The sequence below is a fragment of the Bacillota bacterium genome, from assembly GCA_023511455.1.
Lineage (GTDB): Bacteria > Armatimonadota > HRBIN16 > HRBIN16 > HRBIN16 > HRBIN16.
This window is the reverse complement of sequence record JAIMBJ010000009.1, coordinates 83,931-99,999: the sequence shown is the minus strand read 5'-3', so window position 1 is coordinate 99,999 and position 16,069 is coordinate 83,931. Positions and strand designations below refer to the sequence as shown.

16 protein-coding genes are annotated in these 16,069 nt (G+C 58.5%); 11 read left to right on the top strand and 5 right to left on the bottom strand.

What is annotated here, in order from left to right; all coding sequences use genetic code 11:
* Positions 1-19: 19 nt before the first annotated feature.
* The 6 genes from K6U75_07675 (at position 20) to K6U75_07650 (ending at position 5,239) form a co-directional block, all read left to right on the top strand.
* Positions 20-877 (top strand): branched-chain amino acid ABC transporter permease, encoded by an 858-nt coding sequence (locus tag K6U75_07675; GenBank protein MCL6474913.1) that lies wholly within the window; start codon positions 20-22, stop codon positions 875-877.
* A gap of 41 nt (positions 878-918) precedes the next feature.
* Entirely contained in the window at positions 919-1,815 is an 897-nt protein-coding gene (locus K6U75_07670; protein ID MCL6474912.1) for a branched-chain amino acid ABC transporter permease, read from the top strand.
* A 71-nt stretch (positions 1,816-1,886) separates the two neighbouring features.
* Entirely contained in the window at positions 1,887-2,630 is a 744-nt protein-coding gene (locus tag K6U75_07665; GenBank protein ID MCL6474911.1) for an ABC transporter ATP-binding protein, read from the top strand.
* Positions 2,631-3,113 (top strand): ATP-binding cassette domain-containing protein, encoded by a 483-nt coding sequence (locus K6U75_07660; GenBank protein MCL6474910.1) that lies wholly within the window; start codon positions 2,631-2,633, stop codon positions 3,111-3,113.
* Positions 3,101-4,048, top strand: a complete 948-nt coding sequence (locus K6U75_07655) for a DUF6345 domain-containing protein (GenBank protein MCL6474909.1) — start codon at positions 3,101-3,103, stop codon at positions 4,046-4,048. The genes K6U75_07660 and K6U75_07655 overlap by 13 nt, the downstream gene beginning before the upstream one ends.
* A gap of 15 nt (positions 4,049-4,063) precedes the next feature.
* Positions 4,064-5,239, top strand: a complete 1,176-nt coding sequence (locus tag K6U75_07650) for a hypothetical protein (protein MCL6474908.1) — start codon at positions 4,064-4,066, stop codon at positions 5,237-5,239.
* Here the strand turns inward: K6U75_07650 and K6U75_07645 are convergent.
* From K6U75_07645 to K6U75_07635, 3 genes are read right to left on the bottom strand one after another with little or no spacing between them, the layout of a single operon-like run.
* Positions 5,158-5,901 (bottom strand): metallophosphatase, encoded by a 744-nt coding sequence (locus K6U75_07645; protein ID MCL6474907.1) that lies wholly within the window; start codon positions 5,899-5,901, stop codon positions 5,158-5,160. The two genes, K6U75_07650 and K6U75_07645, sit on opposite strands and share 82 nt — an antisense overlap.
* On the bottom strand, positions 5,898-6,479 hold the full coding sequence (locus K6U75_07640) for an HAD-IIIA family hydrolase (GenBank protein MCL6474906.1): 582 nt from the start codon (positions 6,477-6,479) through the stop codon (positions 5,898-5,900). The genes K6U75_07645 and K6U75_07640 overlap by 4 nt, the downstream gene beginning before the upstream one ends.
* Positions 6,480-6,481: 2 nt before the next feature.
* Positions 6,482-7,444: a KpsF/GutQ family sugar-phosphate isomerase gene (locus tag K6U75_07635; protein ID MCL6474905.1), complete on the bottom strand. Its 963-nt coding sequence runs from the start codon at positions 7,442-7,444 to the stop codon at positions 6,482-6,484.
* A gap of 101 nt (positions 7,445-7,545) precedes the next feature.
* Here K6U75_07635 and K6U75_07630 point away from each other — a divergent pair, with 101 nt between their 5' ends.
* From K6U75_07630 to K6U75_07615, 4 genes are all read left to right on the top strand, one after another.
* Positions 7,546-8,190, top strand: coding sequence for a bifunctional 4-hydroxy-2-oxoglutarate aldolase/2-dehydro-3-deoxy-phosphogluconate aldolase (locus K6U75_07630; GenBank protein ID MCL6474904.1), 645 nt, complete (start codon positions 7,546-7,548; stop codon positions 8,188-8,190).
* Positions 8,191-8,221: 31 nt separating this feature from the next.
* Positions 8,222-8,905 (top strand): Uma2 family endonuclease, encoded by a 684-nt coding sequence (locus tag K6U75_07625; protein ID MCL6474903.1) that lies wholly within the window; start codon positions 8,222-8,224, stop codon positions 8,903-8,905.
* Entirely contained in the window at positions 8,902-10,464 is a 1,563-nt protein-coding gene (gene ggt / locus K6U75_07620; GenBank protein ID MCL6474902.1) for a gamma-glutamyltransferase, read from the top strand. The genes K6U75_07625 and ggt overlap by 4 nt, the downstream gene beginning before the upstream one ends.
* 144 nt (positions 10,465-10,608) lie before the next feature.
* The gene (locus tag K6U75_07615; GenBank protein MCL6474901.1) at positions 10,609-11,460 is read left to right on the top strand and encodes a PEP-CTERM sorting domain-containing protein; all 852 of its coding nucleotides are present in this window, start codon (positions 10,609-10,611) and stop codon (positions 11,458-11,460) included.
* A gap of 113 nt (positions 11,461-11,573) precedes the next feature.
* On the opposite strand, the gene K6U75_07610 is transcribed toward K6U75_07615, so the two are convergent.
* Entirely contained in the window at positions 11,574-11,876 is a 303-nt protein-coding gene (locus K6U75_07610) for a hypothetical protein (GenBank protein ID MCL6474900.1), read from the bottom strand.
* A gap of 25 nt (positions 11,877-11,901) precedes the next feature.
* Positions 11,902-14,076: a heavy metal translocating P-type ATPase gene (locus K6U75_07605; GenBank protein MCL6474899.1), complete on the bottom strand. Its 2,175-nt coding sequence runs from the start codon at positions 14,074-14,076 to the stop codon at positions 11,902-11,904.
* Positions 14,077-14,410: 334 nt separating this feature from the next.
* On the opposite strand from K6U75_07605, the gene K6U75_07600 reads away from it, so the two are divergent.
* Positions 14,411-16,030, top strand: coding sequence for a peptide ABC transporter substrate-binding protein (locus K6U75_07600; GenBank protein ID MCL6474898.1), 1,620 nt, complete (start codon positions 14,411-14,413; stop codon positions 16,028-16,030).
* The last annotated feature ends 39 nt before the right edge of the window (positions 16,031-16,069 follow it).

Sequence of the window (16,069 nt, the reverse complement as noted above, 5' to 3'; positions counted from 1 at the left end):
CCCCTCAAGTATCCTTTTTATGCTGATTCAACAACTTGCGAATGGAATCGCTGTAGGAAGTGTATACGCTCTCATCTCTCTTGGACTTACCATGGTCTATGGAATCCTGAGGATTCTCCATGTGGCCCATGCGGGAATCTATGCTTTGGGAGCCTATATCGGATGGTTTTCGTTTCGTCTGACAGGAGAATTCTGGCTTTCTCTTTTTATTGGAATGGCTGGATCTGCGCTGGGTGGGTATCTGGTTGAACGATTTCTTTACTCTCCACTCCTTCATCTACCGAGGATTGCACCTCTTATCGTCTCCATCGGTCTTTTCACTGCGATGGAAGAGGCTTTTCGAATTGTGGCCGGCCCTCACACCTTAACCTATAATGCAAAGATTGGAATCGGAAATCTCTCTCTCGGGAGTTTTCAGCTTACCGAGACGCAGCTTTTGATCCTTTTCGTGACCTTCCTGATTCTGATCATCCTCTGGGTCGTCCTCTCACGCACTCGAACCGGGTTGGCCATGCGGGCGTGTGCAATGGACGCAGAGACCGCTTCCTCCTTTGGTGTCAATGTGAAGGCGATTGTAGCCATTAATTTTCTTATAGGGTCTGCCATGGCAGGAGCAGCAGGAGTCCTCATTGGGGTCTATGACAATCAGGTCTGGCCAACCATGGGAAGCATCCCAGCCTATAAGGCCCTGGCAATCGTTGTCCTTGGAGGGTTGGGGAACATCCCTGGTACAGTCCTCGCTTCCTTTGTCGTGGGGATGGCTGAAACCTTCTTTATAGGGATTTTAGCTATCCCCTTCCCAAGAGATGCGGTCGCCTTTGTGGCCATGATCCTGGTATTGATGTTTAAACCTTATGGATTGTTAGGAAAAGGGTAAGCCCATCGTGAAAAGTAAGACGTGAAAGGTCTTAAATAGTGATCAGCGGATATTTCATCACCATCCTAATCACCATCACCATCTATGCCATGCTCGCCCATAGTCTGAATATCATTACAGGCAGGGCGGGTCAGATCTCTCTGGGACATTCTGCCTTTTTTGGTATTGGCGCCTATACGTCTGCCCTTTTTTATACAAGGACAGAACTCTCTTTCTGGATCTCCGTTCCTCTCGGGACGATGGTGGCGGGGATGGTTGGAGCCCTGTTGGGAATTCCATGTCTCCGTGTCCGAGATGACTTTCTTGCCATCACCACGATGGGGATCGTCTTTGTCGTTGAGGCGGTCTTTCTTTATCTTCCTTTTTTTGGTGTGGCGATGGGAATCGGAGGGATCGACCTACCTAAATGGTTTGGTCGGGAGATGACCAAACCAGAATACTTTATTCTTATCCTCGTCATTTTGATTCTTCTCCTTCTTCTCGACCGACGTTTAGAACGGTCCTGGCTGGGTTTGGCCTGGTCATCCATTCGGGAGGATGAAGTGGCTGTAGGGGCAATGGGAGTGGATATTGTCCGGTTTAAGGTGATCGCCTTTATCCTTGGTAGCGCCATTGCTGGTCTTGCTGGAGGGTTCTATGCCCATTTTTTGACCTTTATCATGCCTCAAAATTTTGGGTTTGGACAATCCATTGTCATCCTCTGTATGGTCGTTTTTGGAGGAATTGGAACCCGATGGGGGCCCATTGTTGGAGCCATCATCCTGGGGATTCTCCCTGAGATTTCGAGACCGATTATGGAGTATCGGACTTTCCTTTACGGGCTTCTTCTTGTGGCGATGATGCGTTTTCAACCAGGAGGACTTCTGGGCCAAGAATCGGTCCTACCAAGGTTTTTTAGGAGGATTGGATCTCCATGGAGGAAATCGGGAGAGGATTAACTTGAAACCTCCGTGAAGAGGGTATTCCCCTACGGGCCGAAATCTAATTAAAAGATGGGAGTGAGGGAAGAGTGCTTCTTGAAGTGAAGAATCTAAGTAAAGAGTTTGATGGACTTCGGGCCCTGGATCGGGTTAGTTTTTCCGCTGAAGAAGGAGAGATCCTGGGGATCATCGGTCCCAATGGAGCAGGAAAGACAACCCTCTTCAATCTCATCTCCGGAATCTATTCTCCATCAGGTGGGGAAATATTTTTTCAAGGAAGGTCCCTTCTCCGTTTAAAACACCATCAAATCAGTCGATTAGGAGTGGGTAGAACGTTTCAGATCGTTAGGCCCTTCTTAAATTTGGATGTGGAGACGAATATTCTGGTAGCCTCAGGACATCGTTTTTATCCAAATCTATTGAATTCGATAGCACCCTTTCGAAAGGGTGAGATTTTGGAGGAAGTAAGAAGACTGATTGAAAGAACAGGGCTTCAACCCTATGCTCATCAATTGACCAAAACCCTACCCTTGGGGATTAAAAAGAGAGTCGAGATTGCAAGGGCCCTGGCCCTTCATCCCCGTCTCCTTCTCCTGGATGAACCATCGGGGGGGCTTCGGTTTGAAGAATCGATTCAATTGATGGACCTTATTCGGCAAATCGCCGAAGAGGGGATTGGAGTTCTTTTGATCGAACATAATATGCATGTCGTGATGGATCTATGCCGGAGGATTGTGGTTCTGGATCATGGTTCAAAGATTGCTGAAGGGCCTCCAGAAGAGATCCGTTCTAATCCCCGTGTGGTTGAAGCCTACCTCGGGAAGGAAGGTTAGATGTTAGAAGTTCGAGAAATGGAAGTCTCTTATGGTGAGTTTTTGGCCCTCAAAGGGGTGAGCTTTTCGGTTAAAGAGGGGGAGTTGGTCACCATTATCGGAGCCAATGGGGCCGGAAAAAGTACGACCCTCAGGGCAATTATGGGTCTGGTGAGATGTCGAAAGGGAGAAATCCTTTTTTATGGGAACCCCTTGACTGAAACTTCTGCTCATGAAAGGGCCCAGTTAGGAATAAGCATGGTTCCCGAAGGCCGAAGGATTTTCCCTGAGCTTACCGTTTTGGAAAACCTCTTGATGGGCGCCTATCTTATTGCCGACCGTAGAGTGATTCAAAAAAATTTAGAGAGAGTTTTTGGAATTTTTCCGATCCTGAAAGAGAGACGGAATCAGATGGGCAAGACCCTGAGCGGCCAGGTCCTTGCGAGTTCGCCATTTTGCGTCAGCAACCCGACGGGAACGCGCTGTATATTATGGCACATGTGAAAGCGTCCAGACAGCCGCCTCGCAACGCAGTGGTGACAGCCAGACTGTTCACCAGCGTCTCCGATACGAGGGGTATACATGTGACTTTGCGCTACGCGGGCAGGTGTGCAGATAAACCTAATCATTACCACTTTCACCGACCGCGCGGACAGGAGATAATGATGGCGGATGGGCCCAGCGTGCCAAACCAAAGGATACAAGTTCGGATGGTCGATGAGGGTGTGGGAGAAGTAACGACTTACGACTACGTCACGGGACCGCCATCGAACTACCTCGATTCAGAGGCTTTACAGACCGGGCTATCGTCCACTCACCAGAAGCGCGGTGAGGCACGCTCACGTGGCAAAAGCCTCACTGTTCCCATACTTTTCACGATGCTGCGCTATATACAGGCGGCGGGCGTGGAGAAGATAACCATACAGGCGGGGAATCAGTCTCACACGCTGCCCGTCAAGAATCAGGCGGACATTCTGTATTATAGTGGGCATGGCTACAGCAGCAATGGCTCCCTGCAGTGTTTAGACAACGGCGGCACGTTCACCGTTTCGAACGTTGCCCCTACGGTGAACTGGAGAGAAGACCTGAAGTACTTCATCATTGCCGGTTGCAGCGTGCTTAAGCCCGACCACACGAACGGCTATGCGTGGGGCAGTGCTGCCTTGAGGCGGGCAGGACTGCGGGGGCTGTGCGGGTATCATGATCTTGCGCCTACCGACGAGCAGGGATCCATTGAGGTTGCTCAACGCTTTGCAGAGTTGATGACATCGCACGTGCCACCAGACCACACGCGTACTGGGGACAGGTGCTTGAATGCATGGCTTCAGGCTAACGTGGAGAGAAGGTCTCGAGCGATTGTGTATAATGCTAACCGCTACTGGCTGATTCGAGGCAGAATAGGTCCAACGGAACGTGTTGAAGGACCATTCCCGTGGTAACAGGAGGGTATCAAGATGTCCGGTAACACCAGAGCCATTCTGCAACTAGCTGCGGTAATGGGGCTCGCAGGCATACTGTTGGTCGCGCCTCAACCGCAGTCTGCTGCCACCTACCCGAACACCCAACAGCATGGTTGGGTGCGGCGTGTGCCGGGGCTGCCTTCGGGCTACTTCGGATGGATTGTGCAACCGTATGGCAAGCGGGTCATCGCTGTCAATCCCACGGGAGAACAAGACATTATCAAAGTGCTGAGGGAGCCGCCCAAACCGGGGCAAGACCGCGATCCTTTCGCGCCTCCTTACAAGGTGATGCTACTATCGCCAGAGGAAGAACGCGTCGTAGAGCAGTTCGAGAGCAATCACATCTGGGCGGTCGCCATCTTGGCGGAGAAAGAACGTAGCAGTGTTTCCTGGCTGGCACAAGGATATGACTACTGGGTGTTGGATGCGGTAAGACAGGTTGCATATGCACTGCGCACCCCGCCGCAACCGCTGCTCTTCTGGCAGACTCTCGACAAGGTTGACCTCAATACTCGTCAGGTTTTGCACACCTTGAGGATGCGGGAGATAGGAGCGATAGCACTTTCTGCAGGTGGCAACAGGTTGTATGTCCCACACATGACGGATGACAAAGGAGCGACGGTCTCTATTTATGATGCTGGCACGATGAAGTTGTTGAAGGAGTTGCCTGCGTCGCAAACCATTGAGCGCATCATCTCGTCTCGTGATGGCAGGATGCTGTATCTGGTGAGCGACGAGGCGTTTTTGATGATGGATGCTGCCAAGAATGAATTCATCGGGGATGCCTTTGCCCTGCCGAGGATGGGAGCTGGTGCTTGGGCACTTGAGGTGAGCGAGGATGGAAAAGAGGTGTATGTGGGAGGGGGGCAGATTTCGCACGAGGAACGCGGATATATTCTGGCGCTGGATGCTGCGACAGGGCAACAGCGTCGGCGTCTGTCCATCGGGGTGGGTACGTGTGTGTCCCTTGCTGTAGTGGGCAACAAGTTGTTTGCAGGGTGCTTAGATGGCATCTACGTGATAGACATCGACGCGTGGCGCAAGAACGCGAAGGGAAGTCGTCAGCAGCTTCAGGGTGTGCCCGGTGACTACACCAGCGACAACAGCTTGCCGCTGATGGTGGTCGGCTCGGCGAACTCCACTTCCACCCTGCCCACAAACCGCGCGTAACTGCCCGCCTGCACAATCGCCACGCGCCCCTCGCGCTGCGGTTCCTCCAGCACCGAGTGGCTGTGCCCGCCGATAATCAGGTCTATCTGGGGCGCACGCTTTGCCAGCTCGATATCCTGCTTTAGCCCGATATGCGTGAGCGCAATCAGCAGGTCTGCCTGCGGGCGTAACCGCTCCGCCATCTCCGCGCCCACGCGGATGGGGTCGTCGAACACGTATGCGCTGACGTGGTGGCTCAACATCCGCCCGGTAATCATCGGCACCGTCACACCGAAGATGCCCACCCGCCCGACGGGCGTTTCCAGAATCAGGTGGGAGCGCACCGGCAATCGGGCATTGCCGCGCGCACGCACGTTGGCGCACAGCACAGGGAAGCGCGCCCGGTTCAGCTTGGTGGTGAAGCCAATCTCCGTCAGGTGGAACTCGCGGTTGCCGATGGTCATCGCGTGGTAGCCGATGGCGGTCATCCGCTCCAGAATGGCCTCGCCGGCGGGGTTGAAGGTCAGGTTGCCTGCCCCAATCGCATCGCCGGCGTCCAGCAGCAGCACGGGCGGGTTTGCCCGCTCCGCCTCCACGATTTCCATCAGCCGTGCCGCACGTTGCTCATCCCGCGCCAGCACATTATGCATGTCGTTGGTATGCAGGATGACCAGTCGGCTCACGGCTCACTACCTGCCTCCCTTCGCGACTGCAGGTAAGCCTCCACTGCATTTTCCCACTCTCCGCGCGCCTTCAGCAGCCACTCGCACACCTCGCGCACCGCGCCGTTGCCACCTGTCGCTCTCGTCACGTAGTGCGCCTGCGACTGGAGCAGGGCATCGGCGTTCGCCACTGCCACCCGCACGCCCACCGCCTCGAACGCGGGCAGGTCGTTCAGGTCATCGCCCACGTACAGCAGCTCCTCCGCTTTCAACTGCCACTGCTGGCGAAGCTTTTCAATCTGCGCTTTCTTGTCGCGCACGCCCTGATAGCAGTCGGTGACCCTCAACTCGGCGGCACGACGGGTGATGGCTTCGGCGACACGTCCCGAAAGAATCACCACGCGGATACCGGCGTGACGCAACAGCTCCATCCCCAGTCCGTCGGCGACGTGGAACCGCTTGATTTCGCGCCCGGTGGGGTCGTAGTAAATCCCGCCGTCGGTCAGCACGCCGTCCACGTCCAGTATCACCGCTTTCACCGCCTGCAGCCTCTCCGCAAGGGCTGAATCCGATAAGGTAAGCGAGTTCTGTTCCACCATCGCTACACAATCCCCGTCCGCAACAGGTCTTTCAACATCAACATTCCGACGGGCTTGCGCTGCTCGTCCAGCACGGGCATCTCGCCGATTTTGACTGGCAGGCTTTCAAAAAGGTGCAGCGCTTCCACCGCCAGCGGATTGCCCTCGATCACGTAGGGCGTGCGGGTCATCAGCTCCGCCGCTGGTTTGTCCAGACTGGCGACGTCGCGCAGCAGGTGTCGGCGGATGTCGCCGTCGGTGATAATGCCCGCCAAGGTGCCGTCGTCGTTCACAATGCACGCCGCGCCCGCGTTCGCCTTCGTGATAGCAAACAGCACCTCGCGCAACGGCTTCGCCTGATGCACCACCGCCACGCTGTCGCCCGTGCGCATCACGTCATGCACCCGCAGCAGCAGCCGCCTGCCCAGCGTGCCCGCAGGGTGAAACACCGCGAAGTCCTCGGGGGTGAAGCGCCGCTCCTGCATCACCGTAATCGCCAGCGCGTCGCCCATCGCCAGCATGGCTGTGGTACTCGCGGTCGGGGCGAGGTTGTACGGGCAGGCTTCGCGTTCCACCGAGACGTCCAGCACCACGTCCGCCTCCTGGGCCAGGGTGGATTCGGTGCGTCCCACCATCGCTATCAGCCGCACGCCGATTCGCTTCAGGGCGGGCAGTATCGCCAGCAGTTCGTCGGTCTCGCCGCTGGTGGAGAGGGCAAGCACCACGTCTTCCGGCGTCACCATGCCCAGATCGCCGTGAACGCCCTCCGCGGGATGCAGGAAGAAGCTGGGCGTGCCCGTACTGGCAAACGTCGCCGCCACTTTGCGGGCAATCGCGCCCGACTTGCCCATGCCCGTGGTCACCACTCTGCCTTTACAGGCAAGTATCGTCTGCACCGCCCGAACGAACCGCTCGTCCAGACGGTCAATCAGGCGCAAAATGCTCTGCGCCTCCGTGTGCAACACCTCTCTGGCTGTTTCTATCATTCCACTGGCTATTATACCAGTACGCTCTGACTGCCCCCAGCCCCATCCGTTGCAGGCGATTTCTCTGCGCCCCGCGAAGATGGTAACAGGGGGTGATACACATGAAAGAGATTGTGCAGCAGCTGCTCGCGGGGAAGGTGGTGGGCATCCTGCGTCTGCCAAGGTCTGACCTCGCGCTGCAGGCACTGGAGGTGGCGATCGAACATGGACTGCGGGCGGTGGAGGTCACCATGACCACGCCCGGTGCGCTGGAGATTCTGCGCGCCGCGCGTCAGCGATGGGACGGTAAGGCAGTGGTGGGCGCAGGGACGGTGTTGAACGCAGAGGAAGCGCAGGCAGTCATCGACGCAGGGGCGCAGTTCGTGGTCTCGCCGATACTGGATGCGGGCATGGTGGAGACCGCATTGCGGGCGAATGTGCCGCCCATTCCAGGGGTCTTCAGCCCGACGGAGATGGTGACCGCCTCCCGACTGGGCGCGCCGATTGTGAAGGTATTTCCGGCGGTGACGCTGGGCACAGCGTTTTTCAAGGAAGTGAAGGCACCGTTACCACAGATACCGCTGATGGCGGTGGGAGGGTTGAACGCGCACAACGCCGCTGAATACCTGCACGCAGGCGCGGATATGGTGGGTGTGGGCGGGGCACTTTTCCCGAAGGCGGCGATACTGGCAGGCGAGTTCGAGGGCGTGGCGCAAACCGCGGAAGCACTGGTGGCATTAAGTCACCTGCATATCGAACACGCCTAATCTGCTATAATAAAGCCGGGAGGTGAGGCGTGTGGCGACCGTACAGATACAACGCCCGGTGCATTACCCGGAATCGGATGGCAAGCCCATGGCGGAGACACCAGAACATTTAGAAGCGATGCTGTATTTGATCGACGCGCTAAAGCGGTACTTCGCGGCACGAGACGATGTGTATGTCGCGGGCAATCAGTTCCTGTACTGGGTGGAAGGGAACCCCTCGCAGCGCGTCGCCCCTGACGTGTATGTGGCTTTCGGCGTGCCCAAACGCCCGTGGCGCGCCACGTGGAAGGTGTGGGAGATTGGTAAGGCGCCCGATGTGATTATCGAGCTCACCTCCCGCTCCACCGCAGGGGAGGACCTGGACAGGAAGTATCGGCTTTATCAGCGACTGGGTGTGAAGGAGTACATCCTGATCGACGTGCGGCGTGAATATTTGATAGAACCGGTCATTCTGCATCGCCTGGCGGGGGGCGCATACCAGCAGATACCGACGGCACATCCCGGCGACCGCGAGTGGCGCGCTCGCAGTGAATTGTTGGGGCTGGAAGTGGTGGTGCGCGCAGAGGACGATGGTTACTTGGTGCGTCTGTATGACCCCGTGCGCGGGCGCATTATCCCAACCGCCGTAGAGCTGGAAGAGCGAGCAACAGAAATGGAAACCCGCCTGCGGGAACTGGAGGCGAAACTGCGACAACGGGAGGAAAGCGCAGAGTGACCTATCGCGGAGTGGTCGTGGCTCGAAACGGCGCAGTGGCCACTTCTCAGCCGTTGGCTACGGCGGCGGGGCTGCATGTCTTGCAAAGCGGGGGCAACTTCGTGGATGCCGCGCTCACTATCAGCGCGGTGCTGACGGTGGTGGAACCCTACAACAGCCATCTGGGCGGCGATGCCTTCGTGGTGCTATACGACGCCCGCACGCGACAAACGCACGCGCTGAACGCCTCCGGTCCTGCCCCACAAGCCGCCACCCTGGAACGCTTCCGCGATGGGATTCCCCTGCGAGGCATCCAGAGCGCGTCGGTACCGGGGCTGGTATCCGCCTGGGTACTGCTGCACGAGCGGTACGCCACCCGCGAGCTCGCCGAACTGTTACAGCCCGCCATCCGCTACGCACAGCAGGGATTCCCCGCGGGCTACCGCTACAGTCAGGTATTCCATGCGCACGCCGACCTGCTAAGGCAGTTTCCCATCACCTGGCGCGAACTGTTGCCCGACGGCGAGCTGCCTTATCCCGGCAAAATGATGACACAGCCAAACCTTGGCTGGACGCTGAGCCGCATCGCCGCGCACGGACCGATGGAGTTCTATCGGGGGGAGATTGCCCAGCGCATCGTACGACACTGCCAGCACCACGGCGGACTGTTTACCGAGCAAGACCTTGCCGAGCCGCCCGCCGAGTGGCTCGAACCGCTTCGCGTGGAGTACCGCGGTTACACCCTGCACGCGCAGCCGCCTGTTTCGCAGGGACACATCCTCGCGCAGATGCTGAACATTCTGGAGGGCTACGACCTGCACCGCATGGGCGCGCTCAGCGCCGACGTCATCCATCTGCAGGTGGAGGCGAAAAAACTCGCCTTCGCGGACAGACACGCCTACCTCGGCGACCCGCGCTTCGTATCGGTGCCGATGGACGTGCTGCTCAGTAACGAGTACGCGGAACGGCGCAGGCGACAGATAGACCCCAACCGCGCCGCCAACCGCGTTGCCGCAGGCGAGATAGAACACGACACCACATACTTCTGTGTGGTAGACCGCTACGGCAACGCCATCTCCTTCATCCAGAGCATCTTCCACTCTTTCGGCTGTGCGGAAGTGGCAGAAGGCACGGGTGTCCTGTTCAACAACCGCATGACGGGCTTCTCGTTAGACCCCAACAGCCCCAATGTGCTGGAGCCAGGCAAGCGCACCGCGCACACCCTCAATGCCTACCTGCTCACCCGTGAGGGGGAGCTGGCTTTCGTGGGGGGTACGCCGGGAGGCGATGTGCAGGTGCAGAGCAACGCGCAGGTTATTTGCAACCTGATAGATTTCGGCATGAACCCGCAGGAGGCGGTAGAGGCGCCCCGCTGGCAGCATGACACGGAGGGGCTTAAAGTGGAGCGCCGCGTGCCGACGGAGACCCTGGTCGCGCTGGAGCAGAAGGGGCATCGCGTGCTGTTACTGCCCGAGTGGGGGCAATCGGGTGCGGTACAGGTCATTGCGGTGCACCCCGCAAGCAGGGCGTTGCTCGCTGGCTCCGACCCCCGCTGCGACGGACACGCCGCCGGCTGGTAAGCCATCCCCGTACTGCTACTGACAGTAATTGTGCCATTTTTCATCTGCCTTTTGCCGAGAACCCGTATTATGCACAGCACCTCTGGCATGGGTTTTGCATTAGATTAAGGGCGAAGCACAAATTCGTCAAAGGAGGCGAAACCCATGTCTGGAGGTTTGCTCAAAAACCTGTGGCGTATCGTTTTACTGGGCGCGCTGGCGTCCGTGCTGTTGGGCGGTTCGCAGGCTCTGGCAACTACCTTCACCCTGACCCACAACGGCTGGACGTATTCCGAGAATATCAGCCAGCAGGGGCTTGGTGACTTCAAGGACACTAACGGTACCGACCACATGTACCAAAACTGGTGGTGGTACCGCACCAACCTAGATAGTGCGGAAAAGCCCTTGACCAAGCTGGTCACCATTACGTCCGGCGGTGCCAACAACGTGCAGTTGGTTTTTAGGGAAGACGCTGGTAATCTGCCAAATGCGCTTTTGATCAGGCTAGACTACACGCTCAACGGCGTCAACGCAAATTCTGCCTACGTCAACGTTGCCTGGAGCATCCAGCACATTTACTCACCCTTACCGCAGCCTATTACGGTCGACTTCTTCGCTTACTCGGATTTCGACCTGAACGACACTCCGGGCGGCGATACCGCTTTCCCCCCGCTGCCGGTTGACGTCCATTACGAAGAGGGAAACACGCTCGTGGACGTTATCGCCAGCGAGTTTGACTTGGTGGGCTACGACATTGACTTCTATGCCAACCTGCGCGACCTGCTGAACGACAGCGCAGTGTACAATGTCTCCAATTCAGCAGGCGGAACGGGCGACATGACCAACGTGTTCCAGTGGCGGAAAACGCTGACACTCGGAGAGACTCTGAGCGGAAGCCTCACGAAGGTGGTAACCCTTAGCGCCCCACCCGGTCCCGTCATCCCTGAGCCGGGCACGTGGGCGTTGATGCTGAGCGGTCTGGCGCCGGTCGCGCTGCGCCTGCGCAAAAAGGCTTAACCGAGCCGGACGCTCCTTCCCTCCCTGTCCCTCTCCTGAGAGCAGGAGAGGGATTGCCTTTTTGTTGCTCTCGCCTCTGCAGGTGAAGCCTGCCGTGCGCGCGAGAGCATGGTTCAGCTGGCGTTCTGCACGTGGAAGTCGAAATGGGTGGGTTCGTGTGTGGTCAGATGTCGCTGGATTTCCTTCACGCGCACGGTGTGCAGGCGGTTCGAGCCGTTTTGCAGGTTCAGCACCAGCACAGCGTTGTTCCTGCCACCCTGCCGCACGATGCTATCGATAACCTCGCGGACGGGAACCAGCAGCTGCAGAGGTTCGATGCCCTTCCCGTAGAGACTGGCGGTAGCGTAGCCTTTGCGCCGCCACTCCTTGCGCTGACCTTTAGTCAGGCCGTGATGCACCATTCCGCTGATAGCCATCACACCACCTCCCTTGCCAGAGTTTCTACACGGCGCGTCGCAGGCGCAGCGCGTTCGTTACCACCGACACGGAACTCAGGCTCATCGCCAGAGCGGCAAGCATCGGGCTGAGATAGCCCATTGCTGCCAGAGGGATACCCAGTACATTATACACGAAGGCGAAAAAGAGGTTCTGGCGTATCGTGCGCACAGTGGCGTGTGAGAGCTTCAGGGCGGTCGCCACTCCGCGCAGGTCGCTGCCCAGCAACGCGATGCCCGCGCTCTCCAGCGCGACGTCAGTGCCCTCGCCCATTGCGATACCGACGTCCGCCTGCGCCAGAGCGGGCGCATCATTGATGCCATCTCCCACAAAAGCCACTTTGCGTCCCTGAGCCTGCAAAATGGCAATGGCTTCTGCCTTACCCTGCGGTGAAACCTCCGCAAGAACCCGTTCGGATGGAATACCTGCCTCTCTGGCGATGGCTTCCGCCACCACGCGCTGGTCGCCCGTGACCATCCACACCTCCATGTGCAGCGACAGCAACTGAGCAACCGCCTCGCGTGCGGTGGGATGCAGCTCGTCGCGCAGGGCAAACGCCCCGACGGCTTCACCGTCTATTGCCACCAGCACCGTGGTATAGCCCTGCGATTGGAGGGTGCGTATCCTCTGCCAGTCCTGCGGGCTGATGGCTACTCCTTCTTCCTCCAGCAGACGCGCGGAGCCAACCACCAGCCGATGCCCTTCCACCTCTGCGGTTACCCCGCCGCCGGGGATGGCGCGAAAACCGTTTGCTCTGGATAACGGTATCCCCTGTTGCCGGGCAAATTGCACCACCGCCTGCCCAAACGGGTGCGTGGAGCCGACCTCCGCCGACGCGCAGAGCCTCAGCAAATCCTGCTCGGGCATTCCGTTCCGCGTCTCCACATGATGCACCTGCGGCTTGCCCAAGGTCAGCGTGCCTGTTTTATCCAGAATGACTGTATCCACCTGTCGGGCGCGTTCCAGGGTTTCCGCATCTTTCACCAGCACGCCTAGCTCGGCTCCCCTGCCTGTGCCCACCAGCACAGCGGTCGGCGTCGCCAGTCCCAGCGCACACGGGCAGGCAATCACCAGCACCCCCACCGCATGTATCATCGCCGTCGTGAACCCCGCTTTCAACACCAGAAGCCACACCAGAAACGTGCCCAGCGCAATCACCAGCACGATGGGTACAAACACCGCCGCCACTGCGTCCGCCAGCCGTTGAACGGGAGGCTTTGCCTCTTGCGCCCGTTCCACTGTGCGCACAATCTGCGCCAGCGTGGTATCTGCGCCCACCCGCTGCGCACGTATCACCAGCACGCCGTCGGTGTTGATGGTACCGGCGGCAACGCTATCACCGCACCGTTTCTCCACCGGCACACTTTCGCCTGTCAGCATACTTTCATCCACCGTCGCGAAACCGTCCAGCACCTCGCCGTCCACCGGTATCGCTTCCCCGCTACGCACGCGCAGCAGGTCACCCACCTGCATCGCCGAGACGGGCACGCGCTCCTCGTCGCCATTACGGATACGTGTGGCTTCCTGTGGCGCGAGGCGCATCAACCGTTCAATCGCCTGACGGGCGCGTCCCTTCGCCCGCGCCTCCAGATACCTGCCGAAGGTAATCAGCGTGATAATGACCGCCGCCGTTTCGTAGTACACCGCGCCGCCCGTCCAGAACGTAGCGACGAGACTGTAGAGGTAGGCAGCCGATGTGCCCAGCACGACCAGCGTCTCCATGTTCGCACTGCGGGCGCGGAGCGCGTGCCATGCTCTGTTGTAGAACGGCGCGCCAATAACGAACTGAACAGGGGTAGTCAGCGCGAGCTGGAGCAGTTTCAGCGTGTAGGAAGGATGGTGCACCGCCATACTGAGCACGAAGACCGGCAGGGTGAGCACGACGCTGGCTAACAGCCGACGTCGAGCGGTCTGCAGTTCCTGCTCGGTGCGGCGGGAAGGCAAGGGGGCAGGGGTTTCCTCGGTAACGGGCTGGGCGGTATAGCCTGCCATCTCTACCGCTTCCAGCAGCCGTTCCACCGGTACCGCGCCCGGGTCGGCGTGCACGGTAGCGCTCTCGGTAGCGAGGTTGACAACCGCTTCGTGCACGCCCGGCACCCGCTTCAGCGCGCGCTCCACCCGCGCCACACATGCCGCGCAGGTCATGCCTTCGATATGCAGATGTATCTCCTGTTGGGACATCGGTGTGCCTTTACTTCATAGGAGTGACGCAGTTAAAAGACTGTAAGGGAGGTTTGCGATATAAAGCGACATCATCTGTCATTCTGAGCGAAGCGAAGAATCTCTTTTTGTCGCTCTGAGATGCTTCACTTGCGCTCAGCATGACAGGAAATTGTCTGTATAATCGCTGAAAAAGGTTGTCCCGCCGCGTGTTCATGGAAACCGCGTCACTCCTAACTTCATTTGCCACTATCCGATTATACCTGCTGCCGGCAGGAATCGGCGCAGGTGATGCCCAAATGCTTTGCGACAATACACACCGGCTGGAGCAAAGACCAAGGGGGTAAACCGTAGCGTGAGCAGATATGCACTCTCTATCATAATACTGCTGTCCATCGCACTCCTGGCAGTGGGCTGTGGCAAGCGGCAGGCTTCCGCGCCACCCGCTCAAAACGTGTTGCGCTACGCGCTCACTACCGAACCGACCACCTTTGACCCCGCCCTGGTGCGCGACGGTCCCACCATCGATATGCTCTTCCACGTCTTCGAAGGACTGGTGCAGTGGGATGAAAACAACCGCCTGCAACCCAATCTGGCGGAGATCTGGGAAATCAGCAATGGCGGGCGTACCTACACCTTCCGCCTGAAACAAGGGGTGAAGTTCCACAATGGGCGTGAGGTGACCGCGGAGGACTTCAAGTACTCCATCGAACGCGCCTGCGACCCCGAGCTGGCTTCGCCCGTCTCCGCCACCTACCTGAACGACATCGTGGGCGCACTGGATAAGTTGAACCGCAAAGCCACAGAGGTGAAGGGCGTGGAGGTGGTGGATAAGTACACCGTGCGCATCACCATCGATCATCCGAAAGCCTATTTTCTCGCCAAGCTCACTTACCCCACCGCCTACGTGGTCTGCCGCGAGGCGATTGAACAGGACGGTGACGAAGTGAACGGCAGACGCCTGCGCATCAATGAGCGATGTGCTATCGGCACGGGCCCCTTCAAGGTGAGCCAGTACGTTCCCGGCTCGAAGGTGGTGCTGACTGCGAACAAGGACTATCACGGTGGTGCGCCCAGACTGGACGGTATCGAACGACCCATTGTGCTGGATGCCAGTACCCGCCACGCCATGTACGAACGCGGTGACCTGGACATCGTGGACGTGCAGAAGGGAGACCTGCTGCGCGACCAGCAGGACCCCGTGTTGAGCAAAGAGCTGCGCACCTTCGACCGCGCAGCGGTGTTTTATCTGGGGTTGAATCAGAACGTTTTTCAGCCCTTTAAAGACCGCCGGTGGCGGCTCGCGCTGGCGTACGCGACCGATAAGGACGCCATCGTGAAGGTGGCGTTAATGGGTGTGCCGCAGAAGGCGAACGGCATCATACCGCCCGGTGTGCTGGGGCACGACCCCGAATTCGCCGGTATCCCGTACGACCCCGAAAAGGCACGGCAGCTGCTGGCGGAGGCTGGCTACCCGGGCGGCAGGGGCTTTCCCACGCTTACCCTGACCTTCCGCGAGAAAACTCCCGACCTGCGCCGCACCGCCGAGATGATTAAAGAGCAGTACCGTAAGGAGCTGGGTATCAATGTAGAACTGCGCGAGATGGAATGGGGGGCGTTTCTGGACGCCTTAGACCGCAAGGAACTGCCCTTCATCCATCTGCGCTGGGCAGCGGACTATCTGGATGCCCAGAACTTCCTGTCAGTGATGCTGCGCACCGGCGCGCCCGAAAACGTGGTGGGCTACAGCAACCCGCGCTTCGATGCGCTGTGTGACCAGGCGGACAGGGAACAGGACGAGCAGAAGCGCATCCAGCTGTACCGTGAGGCAGAGCGCCTGGCTGTGACCGAAGATGTGCCCTGGATTACCCTCTACTTCCAGCGCGACGTGGAGCTCATCAAGCCGTATGTGAAGGGTATCCGCGACTCGCTGATGGGGCATCTGCCGCACGTGACCACATACATCGAACGGTGAGGCGATCACGTTACAGCGGTCATATCCACCTGTGGATGA

What these genes read in the sequence shown, in the direction of transcription:
- K6U75_07660 (MCL6474910.1), top strand. Translation starts at nt 2,631, where the DNA reads ATGTTAGAAGTTCGAGAAATGGAAGTCTCTTATGGTGAGTTTTTGGCC.
- K6U75_07635 (MCL6474905.1), bottom strand. Translation starts at nt 7,444, where the DNA reads ATGATAGAAACAGCCAGAGAGGTGTTGCACACGGAGGCGCAGAGCATT.
- K6U75_07650 (MCL6474908.1), top strand. Translation starts at nt 4,064, where the DNA reads ATGTCCGGTAACACCAGAGCCATTCTGCAACTAGCTGCGGTAATGGGG.
- K6U75_07610 (MCL6474900.1), bottom strand. Translation starts at nt 11,876, where the DNA reads ATGGCTATCAGCGGAATGGTGCATCACGGCCTGACTAAAGGTCAGCGC.
- K6U75_07655 (MCL6474909.1), top strand. Translation starts at nt 3,101, where the DNA reads ATGGCACATGTGAAAGCGTCCAGACAGCCGCCTCGCAACGCAGTGGTG.
- K6U75_07630 (MCL6474904.1), top strand. Translation starts at nt 7,546, where the DNA reads ATGAAAGAGATTGTGCAGCAGCTGCTCGCGGGGAAGGTGGTGGGCATC.
- K6U75_07675 (MCL6474913.1), top strand. Translation starts at nt 20, where the DNA reads ATGCTGATTCAACAACTTGCGAATGGAATCGCTGTAGGAAGTGTATAC.
- K6U75_07640 (MCL6474906.1), bottom strand. Translation starts at nt 6,479, where the DNA reads ATGGTGGAACAGAACTCGCTTACCTTATCGGATTCAGCCCTTGCGGAG.
- K6U75_07615 (MCL6474901.1), top strand. Translation starts at nt 10,609, where the DNA reads ATGTCTGGAGGTTTGCTCAAAAACCTGTGGCGTATCGTTTTACTGGGC.
- K6U75_07605 (MCL6474899.1), bottom strand. Translation starts at nt 14,076, where the DNA reads ATGTCCCAACAGGAGATACATCTGCATATCGAAGGCATGACCTGCGCG.